The 19,692-nt window shown below is 72.2% G+C and carries 18 protein-coding genes and 1 riboswitch; of the genes, 12 read left to right on the top strand and 6 right to left on the bottom strand.

From position 1 onward, the window contains the following. The first annotated feature begins 24 nt into the window (after nt 1-24). Nucleotides 25-1,305 carry a hypothetical protein gene (locus ACIGO8_RS01285; RefSeq protein WP_399722564.1) on the top strand — a complete coding sequence of 427 codons (1,281 nt, stop codon included), beginning with the start codon at nt 25-27 and terminating at the stop codon, nt 1,303-1,305. Between the two features lie 15 nt (nt 1,306-1,320). Here the strand turns inward: ACIGO8_RS01285 and glgX are convergent, their stop codons facing one another. Beyond that, on the bottom strand, nt 1,321-3,534 hold the full coding sequence (gene glgX / locus ACIGO8_RS01280) for a glycogen debranching protein GlgX (protein WP_399724236.1): 2,214 nt from the start codon (nt 3,532-3,534) through the stop codon (nt 1,321-1,323). A 156-nt stretch (nt 3,535-3,690) separates the two neighbouring features. Here glgX and ACIGO8_RS01275 point away from each other — a divergent pair, with 156 nt between their 5' ends. The 6 genes from ACIGO8_RS01275 to ACIGO8_RS01250 all read left to right on the top strand — a co-directional run bounded on the left by ACIGO8_RS01275 (nt 3,691) and on the right by ACIGO8_RS01250 (nt 10,167). Continuing rightward, entirely contained in the window at nt 3,691-4,911 is a 1,221-nt protein-coding gene (locus ACIGO8_RS01275; protein WP_399722562.1) for an Ig-like domain-containing protein, read from the top strand. Nucleotides 4,912-5,074: 163 nt separating this feature from the next. Continuing rightward, nucleotides 5,075-6,322: an Ig-like domain-containing protein gene (locus ACIGO8_RS01270; RefSeq protein ID WP_399722560.1), complete on the top strand. Its 1,248-nt coding sequence runs from the start codon at nt 5,075-5,077 to the stop codon at nt 6,320-6,322. Nucleotides 6,323-6,408: 86 nt separating this feature from the next. Further along, complete coding sequence (locus ACIGO8_RS01265; RefSeq protein WP_399722558.1) at nt 6,409-7,176, top strand: enoyl-CoA hydratase/isomerase family protein; 768 nt, start codon at nt 6,409-6,411, stop codon at nt 7,174-7,176. A gap of 79 nt (nt 7,177-7,255) precedes the next feature. Next, nucleotides 7,256-7,759, top strand: coding sequence for an ATP-binding protein (locus ACIGO8_RS01260; RefSeq protein WP_399722556.1), 504 nt, complete (start codon nt 7,256-7,258; stop codon nt 7,757-7,759). A gap of 384 nt (nt 7,760-8,143) precedes the next feature. After that, nucleotides 8,144-8,905: a polysaccharide deacetylase family protein gene (locus tag ACIGO8_RS01255; protein WP_399722554.1), complete on the top strand. Its 762-nt coding sequence runs from the start codon at nt 8,144-8,146 to the stop codon at nt 8,903-8,905. Next, nucleotides 8,905-10,167: a YncE family protein gene (locus ACIGO8_RS01250; RefSeq protein WP_399722552.1), complete on the top strand. Its 1,263-nt coding sequence runs from the start codon at nt 8,905-8,907 to the stop codon at nt 10,165-10,167. The genes ACIGO8_RS01255 and ACIGO8_RS01250 overlap by 1 nt, the downstream gene beginning before the upstream one ends. Nucleotides 10,168-10,185: 18 nt before the next feature. On the opposite strand, the gene ACIGO8_RS01245 is transcribed toward ACIGO8_RS01250, so the two are convergent. Continuing rightward, nucleotides 10,186-10,824 carry a GNAT family N-acetyltransferase gene (locus tag ACIGO8_RS01245; protein ID WP_399722550.1) on the bottom strand — a complete coding sequence of 213 codons (639 nt, stop codon included), beginning with the start codon at nt 10,822-10,824 and terminating at the stop codon, nt 10,186-10,188. Between the two features lie 74 nt (nt 10,825-10,898). On the opposite strand from ACIGO8_RS01245, the gene ACIGO8_RS01240 reads away from it, so the two are divergent. Both ACIGO8_RS01240 and ACIGO8_RS01235 read left to right on the top strand, forming a co-directional pair. Continuing rightward, nucleotides 10,899-11,114, top strand: a complete 216-nt coding sequence (locus tag ACIGO8_RS01240; protein ID WP_399722548.1) for an EF-hand domain-containing protein — start codon at nt 10,899-10,901, stop codon at nt 11,112-11,114. Between the two features lie 231 nt (nt 11,115-11,345). Then, nucleotides 11,346-12,143, top strand: a complete 798-nt coding sequence (locus ACIGO8_RS01235; RefSeq protein ID WP_399722546.1) for a hypothetical protein — start codon at nt 11,346-11,348, stop codon at nt 12,141-12,143. A 121-nt stretch (nt 12,144-12,264) separates the two neighbouring features. Here ACIGO8_RS01235 and ACIGO8_RS01230 read toward each other — a convergent pair whose 3' ends face one another. From ACIGO8_RS01230 to gcvT, 4 genes are all read right to left on the bottom strand, one after another. Further along, a complete protein-coding gene (locus tag ACIGO8_RS01230) occupies nt 12,265-13,635 on the bottom strand; it encodes an L-serine ammonia-lyase (protein WP_399722544.1) in 1,371 nt (456 codons plus the stop codon). A gap of 151 nt (nt 13,636-13,786) precedes the next feature. Then, complete coding sequence (gene glyA / locus ACIGO8_RS01225) at nt 13,787-15,046, bottom strand: serine hydroxymethyltransferase (protein ID WP_399722542.1); 1,260 nt, start codon at nt 15,044-15,046, stop codon at nt 13,787-13,789. Nucleotides 15,047-15,077: 31 nt separating this feature from the next. Further along, the gene (gene gcvH / locus ACIGO8_RS01220) at nt 15,078-15,455 is read right to left on the bottom strand and encodes a glycine cleavage system protein GcvH (protein WP_399722541.1); all 378 of its coding nucleotides are present in this window, start codon (nt 15,453-15,455) and stop codon (nt 15,078-15,080) included. Nucleotides 15,456-15,532: 77 nt separating this feature from the next. Continuing rightward, on the bottom strand, nt 15,533-16,657 hold the full coding sequence (gene gcvT / locus ACIGO8_RS01215) for a glycine cleavage system aminomethyltransferase GcvT (protein ID WP_399722540.1): 1,125 nt from the start codon (nt 16,655-16,657) through the stop codon (nt 15,533-15,535). Nucleotides 16,658-16,815: 158 nt separating this feature from the next. Next, nucleotides 16,816-16,915, bottom strand: a riboswitch (glycine riboswitch). A 153-nt stretch (nt 16,916-17,068) separates the two neighbouring features. Here gcvT and ACIGO8_RS01210 point away from each other — a divergent pair. From ACIGO8_RS01210 to ACIGO8_RS01200, 3 genes are all read left to right on the top strand, one after another. After that, nucleotides 17,069-17,731, top strand: coding sequence for an AAA family ATPase (locus ACIGO8_RS01210; protein ID WP_399722537.1), 663 nt, complete (start codon nt 17,069-17,071; stop codon nt 17,729-17,731). Nucleotides 17,732-17,853: 122 nt separating this feature from the next. Further along, nucleotides 17,854-18,591: an enhanced serine sensitivity protein SseB gene (locus tag ACIGO8_RS01205; protein WP_399724233.1), complete on the top strand. Its 738-nt coding sequence runs from the start codon at nt 17,854-17,856 to the stop codon at nt 18,589-18,591. Nucleotides 18,592-18,688: 97 nt separating this feature from the next. Continuing rightward, nucleotides 18,689-19,480: an enhanced serine sensitivity protein SseB C-terminal domain-containing protein gene (locus ACIGO8_RS01200; RefSeq protein ID WP_399722534.1), complete on the top strand. Its 792-nt coding sequence runs from the start codon at nt 18,689-18,691 to the stop codon at nt 19,478-19,480. Nucleotides 19,481-19,692: the final 212 nt, after the last annotated feature.

The raw sequence follows: 19,692 nt of genomic DNA, 5'->3' as shown, positions 1-19,692 counted from the left end.
GGGCGGGAGGACGAGGGCGGGGACATGAACGACTCCAGGACGAGGCGGCGGCGCGCCGCCGCGCCGGCGCTGCCGTGGCTGCTGACGGCCGTGACGGCCCTGACGGTCCTGACGGGCTGCCAGGCCGGCGGCCGGGGCGGCACGGCGGCGGCCGCGCCCTCGACGCCGTCGCCGACGGCGACGCCCGTCTTCTCGGTGCGGCTCGGCGACCAGCTGTCCGCCGCGAGCCGGGCCACGGCCGCGGCCGGCCCCGCCGCCTTCACCTGGACGCTCAGTTACGGCTCCGCCAAGGGCACCGCCGTCGAGCGGGTGACCGGAGTGCAGGACTACGCCAAGGACACCGCGCGGGCCGAGCGGACGGTCGAGATCCCACGCCGCTTCCCTGCGGACGCGGCGCGCGAGCTGGGCGGTGAGCCCGAGGGGTCGCGCAGGCCGCAGACCTTCGCCGTCTCCCACAACGAGGTCTTCTACCGCACCGCGGACGGCGACTGGCTGCGCTACTCCTCCGCCGCCTCCGGCGAGATCGTCGACCTCATGGGCGGCGCCCTCCAGCGGGCCGGCGACAGCGCGCCGTACGGACGGACGCTCGCCGAGGTCGTGAGCGTCGCCGACGCGGGCAAGGCGCCGGTGAAGGGCGCCGACGGCAGCCGCACCTACCAGGTCGTTCCGCTCACCTTCGCCTCCGTGGCGCTGCCGAACGGGCTCGACATCGGCCAGGACAGCGCGCGGCAGGCGCCCGGACCGGTCCGGACGACCGTCGTCCTCGACGCCGAAGGGCGGCTCGTCAGGGCCACCGCCGACTACGCGCCGGCGCTCAAGCTGCTGCACGACGGGCACCTCCTGACCGGGGTGACCTCGCTGCGCGCCGTGTACACGCTCTCCGGTCACGGGAGGACACCCGTGCCGCCGCCGCCCGCCGCCGCGAAGTCCCTGGACGCCGCGAAGGCCCTGACGGACGTGCACGCGGTGCGGCCGGGCGCCTGCGCCTCCCTCGACACGGGCCTCGGCACCCTGGCCCTGGTCCGGGTCGTCCCCTGCGGCGCGCGGGCCGACCTCAGGGTCTTCGGGCACGTCAGGTTCAAGACGACCGTCCAGGGCGACCCGGGCGGCGTCGCCGTCCGCGAGGCCCAGGACCGGTGCGAGGCCGCCTACCGCTCGGCCCCGCGGGCATGGATCGCCGACGGGCGGCCCGCCGGCCGGTTCACCACGTACGGGCAGGCCACCACCTCCTCCGCCTACCTCGGTCCCGACGTCGACATCGAGGGCGACTACACCTGCCTCGTGGAGACCTCCAGGCCGGCCTGATCCGAAAGAACCGGCCTAACCACTCACCCGCAGCAGCACCACCGACCGCCCCGCCACGGTGAGCGTCCCGCCGCCCTGGTGGACGGTGCCCGGGGCGGTCGCCTGGTCCTCGCGGGCGGTGTCGACGACCAGTTCGTACGACTGGGCCCACGGCGGGCCCGGCAGGTGGTAGTCGACCGCGCGGTGGCCGGCGTGCAGGACCGCGAGGAAGCTGTCGTCGGTGACCCGCTCGCCGCGGGCGTCCCGGCCCGGGATGTCGCGGCCGGACAGGTAGAGGCCGAGCGTGGCGGCCGGGGCGTACCAGTCGGCCTCGGTCATCTCGGCGCCCTCGGCGGTGAACCAGGCCAGGTCCCGCAGTCCGTCCGCGCGCTGCGGGCGGCCGGAGAAGAAGGCCCGGCGGCGCAGCACCGGGTGCCGGTGGCGCAGGGCGAGGAGGCGGCGGGTGAGGGCGAGCAGCTGGGCGCGGCCCGGGTCCTCGGGCAGCGACCAGTCGAGCCAGCCGATCTCGTTGTCCTGGCAGTAGGCGTTGTTGTTGCCGCCCTGGGTGCGGCCCATCTCGTCGCCGGCGACGACCATCGGCACGCCGGTGGACAGCAGCAGCGTGGTCATCAGGTTGCGCAGCTGGCGCCGGCGCAGCGCGTTGACGGCCGGGTCGTCGGTCTCGCCCTCGGCGCCGCAGTTCCAGGAGCGGTTGTCGTGGGTGCCGTCCCGGTTGCCCTCGCCGTTGGCCTCGTTGTGCTTGCGCTCGTAGGTGACGAGGTCGCGCAGGGTGAAGCCGTCGTGGGCGGTGACGAAGTTGACGGAGGCGTACGGGCGGCGCCCGCCCCAGGCGTAGAGGTCGCTGGAGCCCGACAGCCGGTAGCCGAGGTCGCGCACGTCGGGCAGGGCGCCGCGCCAGAAGTCGCGGACGGCGTCGCGGTAGCGGTCGTTCCACTCGGTCCACAGCGGCGGGAAGGCGCCGACCTGGTAGCCGCCGTTGCCGACGTCCCACGGCTCGGCGATCAGCTTGACCCGGCGGAGCACCGGGTCCTGGGCGATGACGGCGAGGAACGGCGAGAGCATGTCGACGTCGTGGAAGGAGCGGGCGAGGGCCGCCGCCAGGTCGAAGCGGAAGCCGTCCACGCCCATCTCGGTCACCCAGTAGCGCAGCGAGTCGGTGATGAGCCGCAGCACCTGCGGCTGCACCACGTGCAGGGTGTTGCCGCAGCCGGTGTAGTCGGCGTAGCGGCGGGCGTCGGACTGGAGCCGGTAGTAGCCGCGGTTGTCGATGCCCTTGAGGGACAGGGTGGGCCCGAGCTCGCCGGCCTCGGCGGTGTGGTTGTAGACGACGTCGAGGATGACCTCGATGCCGGCCGCGTGCAGCGCCCGCACCATCCGCTTGAACTCGCCGACCTGCTGCCCGGCGGTGCCGCTGGACGAGTAGCCGGCGTGCGGCGCGAAGTAGCCGATGGAGTTGTAGCCCCAGTAGTTGGTGAGGCCGCGGCGCAGCAGGTGGTCCTCGTGCGCGAACTGGTGCACCGGCAGCAGCTCGACGGCCGTGACGCCGAGCCGTACGAGGTGTTCGACCGCGGCCGGGTGCGCGAGGCCCGCGTAGGTGCCGCGCAGGTGCTCGGGGATGCCCGGGTGGCGGGCGGTGAAGCCCTTGACGTGCAGTTCGTAGATGACCGAGTCGGGCCAGGGCGTCTTGGGCCTGCGGTCGTCGGACCAGTCGTCGTCGTCCCGCACGACCACGCCCTTGGGCACGTACGGGGCGGAGTCCCGCTCGTCGCGGACGGTGTCGGCGACGTGCTGCTGGGGCCAGTCGCGCACGTGTCCGTACACCTCGGGCGGCAGCGTGAAGTCGCCGTCGACGGCCCGCGCGTACGGGTCGAGGAGCAGCTTCGCCGGGTTCCACCGGGCGCCGGTCCACGGGTCCCAGCGGCCGTGCACCCGGTAGCCGTAGCGCTGCCCGGGGCCGACGCCGGGCACGAAACCGTGCCAGATCTCGTGGGTCAGCTCGCTCAGCGCGAGCCGGGTCTCGGTGCCGTCGGCGTCGAACAGGCACAGCTCGACCGCCTCCGCCCCGCCCGCCCACAGCGCGAAGTTGGTGCCCGCGATCCCGTCGGGCCCGGTCCGGCACCGGGCGCCGAGCGGCGTCGGCGCCCCCGGCCACACCGGTGGGCCGCCCGGCCGCCCCTCCGGGGCGCGGGCATGCTCACGTACCGCGTCCTGCTCGGCTGCGCTCGACACCGTCCCGGCCTCCCGCGGCTCTCCCGTGCCGGAGCGGGGCGTCCCGGCCGCCGCTCCCCGCACGTGGTCCTCCTCCCTGTTCTGCCCGCCCGGCCGGGCTCCCAACATGACCCGCACGCACGTTTCCCCTGGAGGGGGGCCGTCGTTGGTCCGGGCGTGACACACGTACTGAAGCGGGCGGGGCTCGCGCTCGCCGTGGCGGGGCTCCTCGTGGGCCTCGCGGGCTGCACCGGATCCGGCGGCGGGAGCGCGGGCATCGACCTCGATCTCCCGGGGAAGGCCCGGGCCCCGGGCGACGTGATCCGGGTCAGCCCGGAGGACGGCAGCCGCGGGGTGCCCGCCGACGGGCCCCTGGAGGTCAGGGTCGACAGCGGGCGCCTGGAGCGGGTGACGGTCGTCCAGGTGGAGGACGCGCAGCGGACGGAGGTGGCGGGCGAGATCTCCGCGGACGGGCTGCGCTGGCGGCCCCGGCCGCCCGGCCGGCTGGCGCTCGCCGCCAAGTACAGCGTGGACGCGGTCGCGCTGGACGCCCACGGCCGCCGCTCGGCCCGGCACACCACCTTCACGACGGTGGTGCCCGAGCACCGCTTCATCGGCTACTTCAAGCCGGAGAACCGTTCCACGGTCGGCGTCGGCATGATCGTGTCCTTCTCCTTCAACCGGGAGATCGAGAACCGCGCGGAGGTGGAGCGGGCCATCCGGGTCACCTCCGACCCGCCGGTGGAGGTGGCCGGCCACTGGTTCGGCAGGGACCGCCTCGACTTCCGCCCCGCCACGTACTGGCGGCCGGGCACCAGGGTGAGCGTCGAGCTCGCGCTGCGCGACGTCGAGGGCGCGCCGGGCGTGTACGGGATCCAGCGCAAGACGGTCGGCTTCACCGTGGGCCGTTCGCAGGTCTCGGTGGTCGACGCGGAGAAGCACACCATGGAGATCCGCCGGGACGGCGAGCCGCTCACCACCCTGCCGATCACGGCCGGGGCGCCGAAGAACACCACGTACAACGGCAAGATGGTGGTCACGGAGCTGTACGACGTGACGCGGATGGACGGGCGGACGGTCGGTTTCGGCGGCGAGTACGACATCAAGGACGTGCCGCACGCGATGCGGCTCACCGACTCGGGCACCTTCCTGCACGGCAACTACTGGGCCTCGCCGTCGACGTTCGGCTCGGCCAACGTCAGCCACGGCTGCGTGGGACTGCGGGACGTGAAGGGCGGCGGCGCGGACACGCCGGCCGGCTGGTTCTTCGACCGGACGCTCGTCGGAGACGTGGTCGAGGTGGTGAACTCGCGCGACAAGCAGGTCGCCCCGGACAACGGGCTCGGCGGCTGGAACATGGAGTGGAGCCGCTGGAAGGCGGGGTCCGCGCTGGACTGAGGCCCTTTCAGTCTCCCTATCACGCCAACTGCGACGGAACAGTGACATGCGCGAGGAACTTTCGTGTCCTGCGGTGTGATTATCTAACGCCGTGTGCGCGGGAGGATGCGCACGGGGGTGGGGCCCGGGCGGTGCCGGGGTCGTGCGAGGGGAGAAAACCATAGTGAACGGGCAGCCGGTATCCGGGGCGACCGCCGGACGACGCCGCCGTGGCGCCCGCCTGGGCGCCCTGGCGACGGGAACGCTGCTTCTCGTCCTGACCGCCTGTGGCGGCGGGGGCGGTACGAACGCCGGCGGCAAGGACGGCGAGGCGGGGACGGGCTCCGGCGGAAAGCAGGGAATCACGGCCTCCCAGGCCGTCGTGACGATCGCTCCGAAGGACGGCGCCGACGCGGTCGCCACCAGCGGCGCGCTCAAGGTGACGGCCGAACAGGGCCGGCTGACCACGGTCACCGTCGCCGACAGCGAGGGCAACGCGGTCGAGGGCAAGATCGCCGCCGACGGCAGCAGCTGGGAGCCGGTCGGCCACCTGGCCGCCAGCACCCAGTACAAGGTGCACGCGATCGCCAAGGACGCGGACGGCCGTGAGTCGGCGAAGGACACCACCTTCTCCACCCTCACCCCGAAGAACACCTTCATCGGCCACTACACGCCGGAGAACGGCCAGACCGTCGGCGTCGGCATGCCGGTCTCGGTCAACTTCACCCGGGGCATCACCAACCCGGAGGCCGTGGAGCGCGCCATCAAGGTGACGGCGGAGCCGGCCGTCGAGATCGAGGGCCACTGGTTCGGCAACGACCGGCTCGACTTCCGCCCCAAGGAGTACTGGGCCGCGGGCACCAAGGTGACCGTGAAGCTCAACCTGGACGGCGTCGAGGGCCGCCCGGGCGTCTACGGCAAGCAGAAGAAGACCTTCACCTTCACCATCGGCCGCCGCCAGGTCTCCACGGTGGACGCCGCCGCGCACACCATGAAGATCGAGCGCGACGGCAAGATCATCAAGAACATGCCGATCACCGCGGGCGCGCCGTCCACGACCACGTACAACGGTCAGATGGTCATCAGCGAGAAGTTCAAGGTGACCCGCATGAACGGCGCCACCGTCGGCTTCGGCGGCGAGTACGACATCAAGGACGTGCCGCACGCGATGCGCCTGTCCACCTCGGGCACCTTCGTGCACGGCAACTACTGGGCCTCGGCCTCGACCTTCGGCTCGGCCAACGTCAGCCACGGCTGCGTGGGCCTGCGCGACGCCCGTGGCGCCGGCGACAGCTCGACGCCCGCCGCCTGGTTCTACGACCACTCGCTCATCGGCGACGTCGTCATCGTGAAGAACTCGCGGGACAAGCAGATCCAGCCGGACAACGGCCTCAACGGCTGGAACATGTCCTGGTCGGAGTGGACGGCGTAACACCCGTACGACGCCTCGGCGCGGGCCCCGGTGCTGTGACCAACAGCACCGGGGCCCGCGTCGTTAACGGCGGCTAACCTCGTGCCATGACTGTGAACCTCGAAGTCGCCGAAGGCGTCGGCACGATCCGCCTCGACCGTCCCCCGATGAACGCCCTGGACATCGCCACCCAGGACCGGCTGCGCGAGCTGGCCGAGGAGGCGACCGACCGCGACGACGTGCGGGCCGTGATCCTCTACGGCGGCGAGAAGGTGTTCGCGGCCGGCGCGGACATCAAGGAGATGCAGGTCATGGACCACGCGGCCATGGTCAAGCGGTCCCGGGCGCTCCAGGACTCCTTCACCGCGGTCGCCCGCATCCCCAAGCCGGTCGTCGCCGCCGTCACCGGCTACGCGCTCGGCGGCGGCTGTGAGCTGGCGCTGTGCGCCGACTACCGGATCGCGGCCGACAACGCCAAGCTGGGCCAGCCCGAGATCCTGCTCGGCCTCATCCCGGGCGCCGGCGGCACCCAGCGCCTGTCCCGTCTCGTCGGCCCCTCCAAGGCCAAGGACCTCATCTTCACCGGCCGCATGGTGAAGGCCGACGAGGCGCTCGCGCTCGGCCTGGTCGACCGGGTCGTGCCGGCCGCCGAGGTCTACGAGCAGGCGCACGCCTGGGCCGCCAAGCTGGCCCAGGGCCCCGCCATCGCGCTGCGCGCGGCGAAGGAGTCGATCGACCAGGGCCTCGAGACCGACATCGACACCGGCCTCGCCATCGAACGCACCTGGTTCGCGGGCCTGTTCGCGACCGAGGACCGCGAGCGCGGCATGCGCAGCTTCGTCGAGGAGGGCCCGGGCAAGGCGAAGTTCGTCTGACCGGGAAACCGGGGCCCTTCGGGGCCCCAATCCGCCGGAACGGCCACGCCGGTCGGTCCGTGCGGCCATGATGGGGGGCATGGCGGGCCTGGAAGGTGTGGAACAACCGCGGCAGCGCGGCGGGACCGGCGCCGCACGGTGGCCGGCGGCCGTCGAGGACGAACAGGCGGCGGAAGCGCTGGAGTTGTTCGGGAACCCGGCCGAGGAGGACGTACGGCTGCCGTCCCGGCCCGAGTCCGCGGCGATCGCGCGGCGGCTCACCCAGTGGGTCGTGCTGCGCCAGTGGTCGCTCACGCCGCAGATCGCCGAGCACGCGGTGCTGCTGGTCTCCGAGCTCGTCGGCAACGCGGTGCGCCACACCGGGGCCCGCGTCTTCGCCCTGCGGATGCTGCGCCGCCGCGGCTGGATCCGCATCGAGGTCCGTGACCCGTCCCGCGGCCTGCCGTGTCTGATGCCGGTCCACGAGCTCGACACCAGCGGGCGCGGCCTCTTCCTCGTCGACAAGCTCTCCGACCGCTGGGGCGTCGACCTCGCCCCGCGCGGCAAGACGACCTGGTTCGAGATGCGGGTCTGCGACCGCTGAGCCGTATCCGGACGCACGAAAGCCCCCGTTCGCCGGGATGGGGCGCGCTGGGGGCTCTCGTGTGGTGCGCCGTGGAAGAGGGGGGTGTATCCACGGCCGCTCTGACGACCTGGCCCGGGTCAATGGGGGTCGTGTCTCCGACTATGGCAGACGAAGGGCCTCGGTGCCAAAATCCCTTACCGGGGCAGATTCGGACAAACGTGGACAGTTTACCGATGAATCGTTGGTTAAGGGGAGCGGCCGCCTTCTAAAGGGTGAATAAGTATGGTGTTCATCGAGAGTTTCCTCGGGTTGTCCGCATGCTGGACGACTTGGCGCGACCCGTAAACGTCCTGAATCGGCTCAATCGTTATCTTTCGGGCTTACCCGCCCTTAAATGGTCCCGTGACGCCCACCGACCGCCGCGGTGCCCTCCGGGCCGGCGCGGCCACCGCCCTCGCGGGAGCCCTCGCCACCGCCTGCGGTACGGAGCCCCGCCCCGAGCCCCGGCCCCAGAGCCCCGCACCCGCGCCCGCCGCCGCACCCGCGCCCCGCCACTACCCGGGCCGGCCCACGGAGATCGCCAGCGGCCCGCGCGAGAGGCCCCGGGTCGCCCTCACCTTCCACGGCCAGGGCGACCCCGCCCTCGCCCGCGCCCTCCTCGACCGGGCCGAACGGCACGGCGCCCGCCTCACCGTCCTCGCCGTCGGCGCCTGGCTCGACCAGCACCCCGAGATGGCCCGGCGGATCCTCGACGGCGGCCACGACCTCGGCAACCACACCCAGCGCCACATCGACATCGGCGCCATGAGCGAGGCCGACGCCCACGCCGAGATCGCGGCCTGCGCCCGCCGGCTGCGCCGCCTCACCGGCTCCATCGGCACCTGGTTCCGGCCCTCCCGCACCCAGCACGCCGCCCCGGCCGTCCAGCGGGCCGCAGCCCGCGCCGGATACCCGCACGTCCTGTCGTACGACGTCGACTCCCTCGACTTCACCTCGCCCGGCCCGGCGGCCGTCGTCGCCAACGTCACCGGACGGATCCGCAACGGGTCGGTGGTGAGCCTGCACCTCGGCTACGCGGACACGGTCGCCGCGCTGCCCCTCCTCCTCGCCGACCTCGACCGCCGCGGCCTCTCCGCGGTGACGACCACGGAGCTGCTGACCTGATGCCGACCCTTCCCGCCCGCGCGCACCACACCCGTACGCACCACGCCCGCCGGGGCGCCGCCCGTACGCACCACGCCCGTACGAGGACACTGGCCGCCACCGCGCTCCTGATCGCCCTCGGACTCGCCGGCTGCGGCAGCCCGCACCACGACGAGGACGGCGGCGGCACCAAGAAGGCGGCCGTGGTCCCCGACGTACCGAAACCGGCCGTGCCCGAGCCCGCCGCCCCGGCCGGTCTGCCCGGCATGCCGCCGCTGCTCAAGGCCGACGACGTCTACGCCGCCGACCGGCCGAACCAACTCTCCCCGGTGGTCAAGGACTTCCCCTCCCGCGTCTACGTCCCCAACACCAACTCCAACACCGTCTCCGTCATCGACCCCACCACCTACAAGGTCGTCGAGACCATCCCCGTCGGCAACCAGCCGCAGCACGTCGTCCCCTCCTGGGACATGAAGACCCTCTGGGTCAACAACAACCGCGGCCACACCCTCACCCCGATCGACCCGGCCACCGGCGTCGCCGGCAAACCGGTCGAGGTCCACGACCCGTACAACCTCTACTTCACGCCCGACGGCAAGTACGCCGTCGTCATGGCCTCGCTCGACCGCGAACTCGTCTTCCGCGACCCGCACACCATGGACCGCCGCAAGACCGTCCCGGTCTCCTGCTACGGCGTCAACCACGCCGACTTCTCCGCCGACGGGCGCTACTTCGTCGTCTCCTGCGAGTTCTCCGGCGAACTCCTCAAGGTCGACACCGAGAAGATGGAGGTCGTCGGCCAGCAGAAACTGCCCTTCAACGGCGCCATGCCGCAGGACGTGAAGATCTCACCGGACGGCAAGACCTTCTACATCGCCGACATGATGGCCCACGGCATGTGGGTCCTCGACGGGGAGAAGTTCACCACCCCGACGCTCCTGCCCACCGGCAAGGGCTGCCACGGCCTCTACGTCTCCCGCGACTCCAAGGAGATGTACGTCTCCAACCGCGGCGAGGGCTCCGTCTCCGTCTTCGACTTCACGCAGAACAAGCTGACGAAGAAGTGGTGGCTGCCCGACGGCGGATCGCCCGACATGGGCGGCGTCTCCGCCGACGGCAAGGTGCTGTGGCTCTCCGGACGCTACGACTCCGAGGTCTACGCGATCGACACCGCCACCGGCAAGCAGCTGGCCCGCATCCCGGTCGGCAGCGGCCCGCACGGCCTCGCCGTCTACCCGCAGCCGGGCCGCTACTCGCTCGGCCACACCGGCATCTTCCGCTAGGCCCTTCCGGACGCGGCCTCAGCCGGCGACCAGCAGCGCCTCCGCGCCGACCGGGCGGTAGCCCGCCGCCTGGAAGGTGCGGACGCTGCGCGCGTTGCCCGGCGAGTTCTGCGCCCAGACCACGTCGTCCGGCGTCAGATGCCGGGCCGCCGTCGCCAGCGCCCGTCCCAGGCCCCGGTGCCGGACGTCCTCGTCCACCTCGACCGCGGCCTCCCAGCGGCCCGCCACGCCCCGGCCCAGGATCAGCACACCGCCGTCCGCCGCCCACACCCGGACCTCGTCGCGGTACTTCAGGGCCCGCGCCACCCGCGGATGCTCCCGGTCGCGGATCTCCCGCAGCTCGATTCCCGGCTCGCCCGGCAGGGCCGGCGCCACCGTCATCAGGTCGATCGTGTTGAGATACCGGCCCGTGCGGTCCGCCAGCGCCGTCAGGAACCGCGGCGTCATGCTCGCCACCAGCGGGTCCGTCGACGCCGCCGCCAGCTCCGCCCGGACCCACTCCGGGTCCTCGTCCAGGAACACCACCGAGTGGGCCGTGAACGACAGCACTCCCGCGTCCCGCCCGTTCGGCGGCGCGACGATCGTCGTCGCCCCGTCCGGCGGCGGGAACTCCCCACGTGCCGCCGCCGCCAGTATCCGTGCCACCTCGCTGCTCATACCCCCATCATCCGGCACGCGGACGCCCGCTAATCTGGCCCCCGACATCGAAGCACCATGAAGGGGCGGAAGCAGTGGCGGACATCAACGAGGCGCGCACGGCGTTCGACAAGTTCGACGTGGACGGGGACGGCTTCATCACGGCCGCCGAGTACAAGCACGTCATGGCCGAGATGGGCGACTTCAACGTGACCGAGACGGTCGCCGAGGCCCTCATCAAGCAGCGCGACGACAACGGCGACGGCGTGCTCTCCTGGGACGAGTTCTGGGGCCACCTCAACAAGGCCTGACCTCGCCGGGGCGCGGGCGGCCCGCGGCGTACGGTGACGCGGTGCCGCCGGCCGCTCGTCCAGCGCGGCGCGGCGGACGCGAAAGGCGCGTCTGGCCGAGTGGGCGAAAGTTGTTTCCCTCTTTGGGAGGCGAGGAAACGATCCGTCCCTTCGCTCGCCGTATCCGGATCGAAAGGATCACCTCGCCCCGGCCCGCCGCCGGGATCCCTCCTTCCTCGAGGTGGCATCACCGTGGTCCTTGTCGTCGTCGTCGCCTTGCTGGCTCTCCTCGCGGGACTCGCTGCCAACCGCTGGCTCAGGCCACGGCTGGTCAACGCCGACGACGACGAGGGCATGGCCGTCAAGGACCTCGTCGGCCCGCTGCTGACGATGACCGTCCTGCTGCTCTCCTTCGTCCTGGTCACCGCCAACGGCTCGTACGGGCGGGCCGAGGTCGCCTCCCGCGGAGAAGCCCGCGCCCTGGACCAGCTCGTCGAGACCGCCGAGTACGCCCCGGCCGCCGAGCGGACACGCATCCAGGCCGGCGCGGTGTGCTACGCCCGGGCCGTGCGCGTCCAGGAATGGTCCGCCATGTCCGACGGCAACGGCTCCGCGGCCCCCAGCGTCTGGTCGACCGGCTTCCGGGACACCTTCGAGAACCTGGCCGGCCAGCCGGTCTTCGGGATGCTCGTCGCCGCCGACAACAGGCGGTCCGACGAACGCGAGGAACGCCTCACCCAGGCGACCTCCAGCATCCCGAGCACCATCTTCTGGTTCCTGCTCGCCACGTTGGTCATCACCGTCACGGCCCTGGGAATCTGCCTTCCCCGAAGGAACAACCGGGGCCAGATCGTCACCCTTGTCGTGATCACCTGCCTGCTGACCACGGCCCTGGTCATCATCCGGGACGTCGACCGTCCCTTCGGCGGCGTCATCAACATCCCGCCCACCGCGATCGCGGACACCGAGCGGCAGGCCCACCGTGACTTCACCGCCAACAACCCCACCGCCGCCCTGCCCTGCGACGACAACGGCGACCGCGCCACCTGACCGGGGGCCGGGCGCCCGCCGGCCGGGCGGCCCGCCGGCCGGGCGGCCCGGCCTTTCCGGCGGCGGGCGTCGATCAGCCGGGACCGGTCAGGGCCACGGACCGGTCAGGGGCACGGGCCGGTCAGCACTCGATGATGTTGACCGCGAGGCCGCCGCGGGCGGTCTCCTTGTACTTCACGCTCATGTCGGCGCCGGTCTCCTTCATGGTCTTGATGACCTTGTCGAGGGAGACCAGGTGGCTGCCGTCGCCGCGCATCGACATCTTCGCCGCCGTGACGGCCTTGACCGCCGCCATGCCGTTGCGCTCGATGCACGGGATCTGGACCAGGCCGCCGACCGGGTCGCAGGTCAGGCCCAGGTTGTGCTCCATGCCGATCTCGGCCGCGTTCTCCACCTGCTCGGGCGAGCCGCCCAGGACCTCGGCGAGCGCGCCGGCCGCCATGGAGCAGGCCGAGCCGACCTCGCCCTGGCAGCCGACCTCGGCGCCGGAGATGGAGGCGTTCTCCTTGAAGAGCATGCCGATCGCGCCGGCGGCGAGGAGGAAGCGGACCACGCCGTCCTCGTCGGCCCCGGGCACGAAGTTCATGTAGTAGTGCAGGACCGCGGGGATGATGCCGGCGGCGCCGTTCGTCGGGGCGGTGACCACCCGGCCGCCCGCCGCGTTCTCCTCGTTCACGGCCATCGCGTAGAGCGTGATCCACTCCATCGCGTGGGCGGCCGGGTCGCCCTCGGAGCGCAGCTTGCGGGCGGAGGTGGCGGCCCGGCGGCGGACCTTCAGGCCGCCCGGCAGGATGCCCTCGCGGGACATGCCGCGCGAGACGCAGGCCTGCATGACCCGCCAGATCTCCAGGAGGCCCTCGCGGATCTCGTCCTCGGTGCGCCAGGCCTTCTCGTTCTCCAGCATCAGCGAGGAGATCGACAGACCGGTCTCCTTGGTGAGGCGGAGCAGCTCGTCACCGGTGCGGAACGGGTACTTCAGCACGGTGTCGTCGGGCACGATCGGGCTCTGCCCGTCGACCGCGTCCTCGTCGACGACGAAGCCGCCGCCGACCGAGTAGTACGTCTTCTCCAGGACGAGCGCGCCCTCGGCGTCGTACGCGAAGACCGTCATGCCGTTGGCGTGGTAGGGCAGGGCCTTGCGGCGGTGCAGGACCAGGTCGTCGTCGAAGGAGAACGGGATCTCGTGGGCGCCGAGCAGGTTGATCCGGCCGCTCTCCTTGATCCGCTCGAACTCGTCGTCGGCGGTCTCCACGTTCACCGTGCGCGGCGAGTGGCCCTCCAGGCCGAGCAGCACCGCCTTCGGCGTGCCGTGGCCGTGGCCGGTGGCGCCGAGCGAGCCGTACAGCTCCGCCCGTATCGAGGCGACGTGGGCGAGCAGGCCCTCGTTCTTCAGCCGGCGGGCGAACATGCGGGCGGCGCGCATGGGGCCCACCGTGTGGGAGCTCGACGGGCCGATACCGATCGAGAACAGGTCGAAGACCGAGATGGCCACGGAGAACTCCTTGTGGGGTGGCTGGACGCCGTTGTCTGCCGGGGTGGTGCAGAAACGCTGAGCATGGGCCGGGGCACCGCGCCCACTGTCCAGTGTGCGGGGTGCCCCGGAGGTTCCGTACGGACGAACCCAGTAACAAAAGGGTACGAAATTACTTCAGGCCGGGGTACAGCGGGTGCTTCTCGGCGAGCGCCGTCACCCGGGCCTTGAGCGCCTCGGCGTCGAAGCCGGGCTTGAGGGTCTCGGCGATGATGTCGGCGACCTCGGCGAAGTCCTCGGCCTGGAAGCCGCGGGTCGCGAGGGCCGGCGTGCCGATGCGCAGGCCGGAGGTGACCATCGGCGGGCGCGGGTCGTTCGGAACGGCGTTCCGGTTGACCGTGATGCCCACCTCGTGGAGCCGGTCCTCGGCCTGCTGGCCGTCGAGCTCGGAGTTCCGCAGGTCGACCAGGAGCAGGTGCACGTCGGTGCCGCCGGACAGCACGGACACGCCGTGCTCCGTGACGTCGTCCCGGACCAGGCGCTCGGCGATGATGCGGGCGCCGTCCAGGGTGCGCTGCTGGCGCTCCTTGAACTCCTCCGAGGCCGCGACCTTGAAGGAGACGGCCTTGGCCGCGATCACGTGCTCCAGCGGGCCGCCCTGGAAGCCCGGGAAGACGGAGGAGTTCAGCTTCTTCGCGAACTCCTTCTTCGCCAGGATGATGCCGCCGCGCGGGCCGCCGAGCGTCTTGTGCGTGGTGGAGGTCACCACGTCCGCGTACTCGACCGGGTTCGGGTGCAGACCGGCGGCGACCAGGCCCGCGAAGTGGGCCATGTCGACCCACAGGTAGGCCTCGACCTCGTCGGCGATGCGGCGGAACTCGGCGAAGTCCAGCTGGCGCGGGTAGGCCGACCAGCCGGCGATGATCACCTTGGGGCGGTGCTCCTTGGCCAGGCGCTCGACCTCGGCCATGTCCACCAGACCGGCGTCGTCCACGTGGTACGCGACCACGTTGAACTGCTTGCCGGAGAAGTTCAGGCGCATGCCGTGGGTGAGGTGGCCGCCGTGCGCCAGGTCGAGGCCGAGGATCGTGTCGCCCGGCTGGGCGATCGCGAACAGCGCGGCCTGGTTGGCGGAGGCGCCCGAGTGCGGCTGCACGTTGGCGTACTCGGCGCCGAACAGGTCCTTGATCCGGTCGATCGCGATCTGCTCGGCCACGTCGACGTGCTCGCAGCCGCCGTAGTAGCGGCGGCCCGGGTAGCCCTCGGCGTACTTGTTGGTGAGGACCGATCCCTGGGCCTCCATGACCGCGACCGGAGCGAAGTTCTCCGAGGCGATCATCTCGAGGGTGGTCTGCTGACGGCGGAGCTCGGCGTCGACGGCGGCGGCGACGTCGGGGTCCAGCTCGTGGAGGGGAGTGTTCAGAAGCGACATGAATCGATCCCTAGGGGTCTCGGGCCCGGTCTCAGTTCCCGGCGAACGCGGTGTACTCGTCGGCGGAGAGCAGCTCGTCCGGCTCACCCGTGACGCGCACCTTGAACAGCCAGCCGCCCTCGAACGGAGCCGAGTTCACCAGGGACGGGTCGTCCACCACGTCCTGGTTGGCCGCGACGACCTCGCCCGTGACGGGGGAGTAGAGGTCGCTGACCGACTTCGTCGACTCCAGCTCGCCACAGGTCTCGCCCGCGGTGACGGTGTCGCCGACGGCGGGGAGCTGGGCGTAGACGACGTCACCGAGCGCGTTGGCCGCGAACTCCGTGATGCCGACCGTCGCGACGCCGTCCTCGGCGGCCGACAGCCACTCGTGCTCCTTGGTGTAGCGCAGCTGCTGGGGGTTGCTCATGACCTGATTCTCCTGGATCGGGGGAGTGCTGATGAACGTGGGTCTTACGGGGTGAGACGGGGAACGAGACGACCGCGTCACTTCTGGCGCTTGTAGAACGGCAGCGCCACGACCTCGTACGGCTCGTGGGTACCGCGGATGTCCACACCTACACCCTGGGTGCCGGGCTCGGCGTGCGCCGCGTCCACGTACGCCATCGCGATCGGCTTTCCGAGGGTCGGGGACGGGGCACCGGAGGTGACCTCGCCGACGACCTGGCCGTCCTTGACGACCTGGAAGCCGGCGCGCGGCACCCGGCGGCCCTCGGCGACCAGGCCGACCAGCTTGCGCGGCGGGGCGGTCTCGGCGCGCTCGGCGGCCTTCTCCAGGGCCTCGCGGCCGACGAAGCGGCCCTCGTTCGTGGTCTTCTCGAACTTCACGACCCGGCCGAGGCCCGCGTCGAAGGGCGTGAGCGCGGTGGTCAGCTCGTGGCCGTAGAGCGGCATGCCGGCCTCCAGGCGGAGCGTGTCGCGGCAGGACAGGCCGCACGGGATCAGGCCGACGCCGGCGCCCGCCTCGGTCAGCGCCCGCCACACGCCCTCGGCGTGCTCCGGCTTCAGGAACAGCTCGAAGCCGTCCTCGCCGGTGTAGCCGGTGCGGGCGATCAGCGCGGGCACGCCCGCGACGGTGCCCGGCAGGCCCGCGTAGTACTTCAGGCCGTCCAGGTCGGCGTCGGTGAGCGACTTCAGGATGCCGGGCGACTCGGGGCCCTGGACGGCGATCAGCGCGTACGCGTCGCGGTCGTCGCGGACCTCGGCGTCGAATCCTGCCGCGCGGGCCACCAGGGCGTCGAGCACGACCTGCGCGTTGGAGGCGTTGGCGACGACCATGTACTCCGTCTCGCCCAGGCGGTAGACGATCAGGTCGTCGAGGATGCCGCCGTCCTCCTGGCAGATCATCGTGTAGCGGGCGCGGCCGTTGCCCACGGTGGAGATGTTGCCGACCAGGGCGTAGTCGAGGAGCTCGACCGCCTGCGGGCCGGTGACGGTGATCTCGCCCATGTGGGAGAGGTCGAAGAGGCCGGCCCGGGTGCGTACGGCGTTGTGCTCGTCGCGCTCGCTGCCGTAGCGCAGCGGCATGTCCCAGCCGGCGAAGTCGGTCATGGTCGCGCCCAGCGAACGATGCAGCGCATCGAGGGCGGTCAGGCGGGGGGCAGTGCTCATGGGGTGGCTCCCGGGTCCCAGGGCGTGCAGGGCACGACATGCATGACGGTGAGGACGATCCTCCCCATCTGTCATGGAACCTGAGAGGTTCACCGAGGGCATCCTCGGCTTGCACCTTGGGTGGGGACGCGGCAGGGCGACCCGCTTTTCAGATCTGCCTCATCCACGCGGTACGGGGCCTGAGAGATTCAAGGGAGGTACTTGCTCCTTCGGCGCCCGGGCACGAAGCGTGACCCGGAACTCTCCCGCGCGGATTCGAGCGGCCGGTATGCGGTTGTGAGCGCTCGGACGAGCACCTGGCGCGCACATCATTGCACGGCGGTTCGGCGCGGCAAATCGCTTGCGTCTCATTACCGTTTCTTTACACTTCGTGGGCAAGGGTCTCCTCAGGGCCCGACAGGGGGAGAAGCGATGACGATCCAGCGCACCGGTGCCGTTGCCCCGACCACCGGGATACCGCTCCAGCGGGCCGCCGCCCGGACCCGGCGCCGCGCCCGGATCCTGCGCGACCTGCGCGAGCGGGCCGGCCGCAGTCCCCGCGCCCTCACCTTCGCGGCCGGCGACGTCGTGGTCGTCTCCGGGCTGCCCGGCGCCGGGAAGTCCACGCTCATGGCCCGCGCCGCCCGCGGCCGCGCCGTCGACTCCCAGGACACTCGGGAGCGCTGGGAGGCGCGGCTGCCCCGCTTCCTGCCGTACGCGCTGTGGCGCCCGTTCGCCCGGATCGCCCACTACGCCGGCCTGCGCCGCGTCCTGCGCTCCGGCGCCGGCGTGATCGTCCACGACTGCGGCACCCAGTCCTGGGTGCGCGGCTGGCTCGCCCGCGAGGCCCGCCGCCGCGGCGCCGCCCTGCACCTGATCCTGCTCGACGTCGAGCCCGGCACCGCCCGGGCCGGCCAGCGCTCCCGCGGCCGCGGCGTCTCCGGATACGCCTTCGCCCGGCACCGCCGCGCCGTCGGCCGCCTGGTGCGCACCGCCGAGGCCGGCGCCCTGCCGCCGGGCTGCGCCTCGGTCACCCTGCTCGACCGGGACGCGGCCGACGCGCTGCGGAAGATCGGCTTCCGGGAGGCGGCCTGAGCGATCCGCGGAACGTGTCCTGAACCACTCCCGCCCTCCAGGGCGTCCTTTTCGGTCACAGGGGCACCGAGCCGCCGTTAAGGTGCTGACCGCACCGTGTGCCGGAAGGGGACGACGAGATCGTGGACGTGACGTGGCCGGGCAATGAGCTCGAGGAAGTACTGGCCGCCTCGCTCGGCAACCCCGGGGCCGGCGGCCGGCTGGTCGAGGTCCTCGGCCGCAGCCCCGTCTGGGTGCCCCTGCCCAACGGCGGCGGCCCCGACAGCCCCGACCTCGACCTGCCCACCCTGGAGATCGACGGCGCCCCCTACGTGCCCGTCTTCAGCTCCGAGCAGCAGTTCCTCGCCTGCGTCGGCGAGCACATGTCGTACACCGTCGCGCCCGCCCGCGACTTCGCCCGCGGCCTGCCGCCGCAGCTCGGCATCGCCGTGAACCCCGGCGGCGCCGTCGGCGTCCCGCTGCCGCCGCCCGCCGTCGCCGAACTGTGCCGGACCGGCCGCACCGCCCTCGACGGGCCCGCCACCGGCGGCCGGGTCCGGCTCTTCGAGCCCGACTGGCAGGACGACCCGGTCGACTTCCTCGCCGCCGCCTCCGCCGAGTTCGAGGCCGCCGGCGTCGTCGCCACCGCCCGCCGCACCCTGGCCAGCGTCGAGGGCACCGAACCGGCCCTCTTCGTCGGCGTCCAGCTCACCGGCCCCGAAGCCGACCGTCACGCGCCCCTCGACGCCCTCGGCCGCGCCCTCGGCCGGGTCGAGGTGGCCTGGCCGGTCAACCTCATCCTGCTCGACGTCGCCCAGGACCCGGTCGGCGACTGGATGCTGGAGAAGGTGCGCCCCTTCTACCAGCGCGCCGCCGTGTGACGGACCCGCTGTTTAAGCTGAACTGATTCAGAACCGATCCGGAACCGATCGAGAACCGATCCAGACCGCGTTGACGAAAAAGAGGGGCGGGACCACGGTGAGCGCGTCAGGCACCGCTGCGGCCGGACAGGTCGAGCACATGCTGCGCCAGGTGGCACCCGGGCGCCACGACGCCTACGAGCAGCTGCTCCAGGCCCTCGCCGGCTCCGAGGTCCGGATGCTGCTCTGGCAGGGCACCGCCGGCTCGCCCGACGCCCAGTACGGCCACATGCAGGTCGACGGCCACGGCTACGCCCCGTGCGTCACCTCCGACCAGGAACTCGCCGCCTCCGGCTGGAACCGCGCCCACGAGCGCGTCACCGGACTGGAGATCGCCCGCGCCCTCTATCCCGACCGCTGGGGCATCTGGCTGAATCCGCACGCTCCCGGCGGCGGCGTCGGCATTCCCTGGGCGGACCTGCGCCGCATCGCCACCGGCCTGGACCGGATGCCCGCCGGCCCGCTGCGGCTGTCCGAGCCCGCCGTCGAGATCCCGCAGTTCTACGCCCTGCTCACGCAGAACGCCCACCGCACCCCGGCCGTCCGCTCGCTGCGCCGCGCCTGGGTGCAGCCCGCGCTCGGCTCCCCGTACCTCGCCATCGGCCTCGACCTGTACGACTCCTCGCCGGCCTCCGTCGAGGCGGTCCGCGCGATGATGCACCAGACGGTCTCCGCCGTCCCCGACGGGCTGCCGGTCTCCACGGTGGCCATGTCCGACGCGTACGATCCGGTCGCGATGTGGCTCCACGCCCACGCCCGCCCCTTCTACGACCGGGACGCCCACGGCGCGCCCGCGGCCCCGCCCGCCCCGGGCTACGGCTACCCGCCGGCCGCTCCCCGCCCGTACTGATACGTCCGTTCCGTTCCGCCCGGAAGCCTCGCCCACGCCCCAATTCGGCACCGCGAGAGCGCAGTTGAGCGTGATGTCCGGTCTGGTCGAATAGCGGTCGAGATGGTCCGCTCAGACGATCACGACGTCCGCATAACGGAAGCGGGCGCACCGCATCACGTTTGAGCAAACATTCCCGGTCAGGTCTGGCGGGTGATCGCGAGCCCATTGAA

The sequence above is a fragment of the Streptomyces sp. NPDC053493 genome (assembly GCF_044544825.1).
In the GTDB taxonomy this organism is placed as follows: domain Bacteria; phylum Actinomycetota; class Actinomycetes; order Streptomycetales; family Streptomycetaceae; genus Streptomyces.
The sequence above is the reverse complement of the archived record's forward strand: the minus strand, read 5'-3'. Positions and strand labels throughout refer to the sequence as shown.

Coding starts and splice junctions, on each gene's coding strand:
- ACIGO8_RS01285 (WP_399722564.1), top strand. CDS start 25: ATGAACGACTCCAGGACGAGGCGGCGGCGCGCCGCCGCGCCGGCGCTG.
- ACIGO8_RS01265 (WP_399722558.1), top strand. CDS start 6,409: ATGACTGTGAACCTCGAAGTCGCCGAAGGCGTCGGCACGATCCGCCTC.
- ACIGO8_RS01260 (WP_399722556.1), top strand. CDS start 7,256: ATGGCGGGCCTGGAAGGTGTGGAACAACCGCGGCAGCGCGGCGGGACC.
- ACIGO8_RS01250 (WP_399722552.1), top strand. CDS start 8,905: ATGCCGACCCTTCCCGCCCGCGCGCACCACACCCGTACGCACCACGCC.
- ACIGO8_RS01245 (WP_399722550.1), bottom strand. CDS start 10,824: ATGAGCAGCGAGGTGGCACGGATACTGGCGGCGGCGGCACGTGGGGAG.
- glyA (WP_399722542.1), bottom strand. CDS start 15,046: ATGTCGCTTCTGAACACTCCCCTCCACGAGCTGGACCCCGACGTCGCC.
- gcvH (WP_399722541.1), bottom strand. CDS start 15,455: ATGAGCAACCCCCAGCAGCTGCGCTACACCAAGGAGCACGAGTGGCTG.
- gcvT (WP_399722540.1), bottom strand. CDS start 16,657: ATGAGCACTGCCCCCCGCCTGACCGCCCTCGATGCGCTGCATCGTTCG.
- ACIGO8_RS01210 (WP_399722537.1), top strand. CDS start 17,069: ATGACGATCCAGCGCACCGGTGCCGTTGCCCCGACCACCGGGATACCG.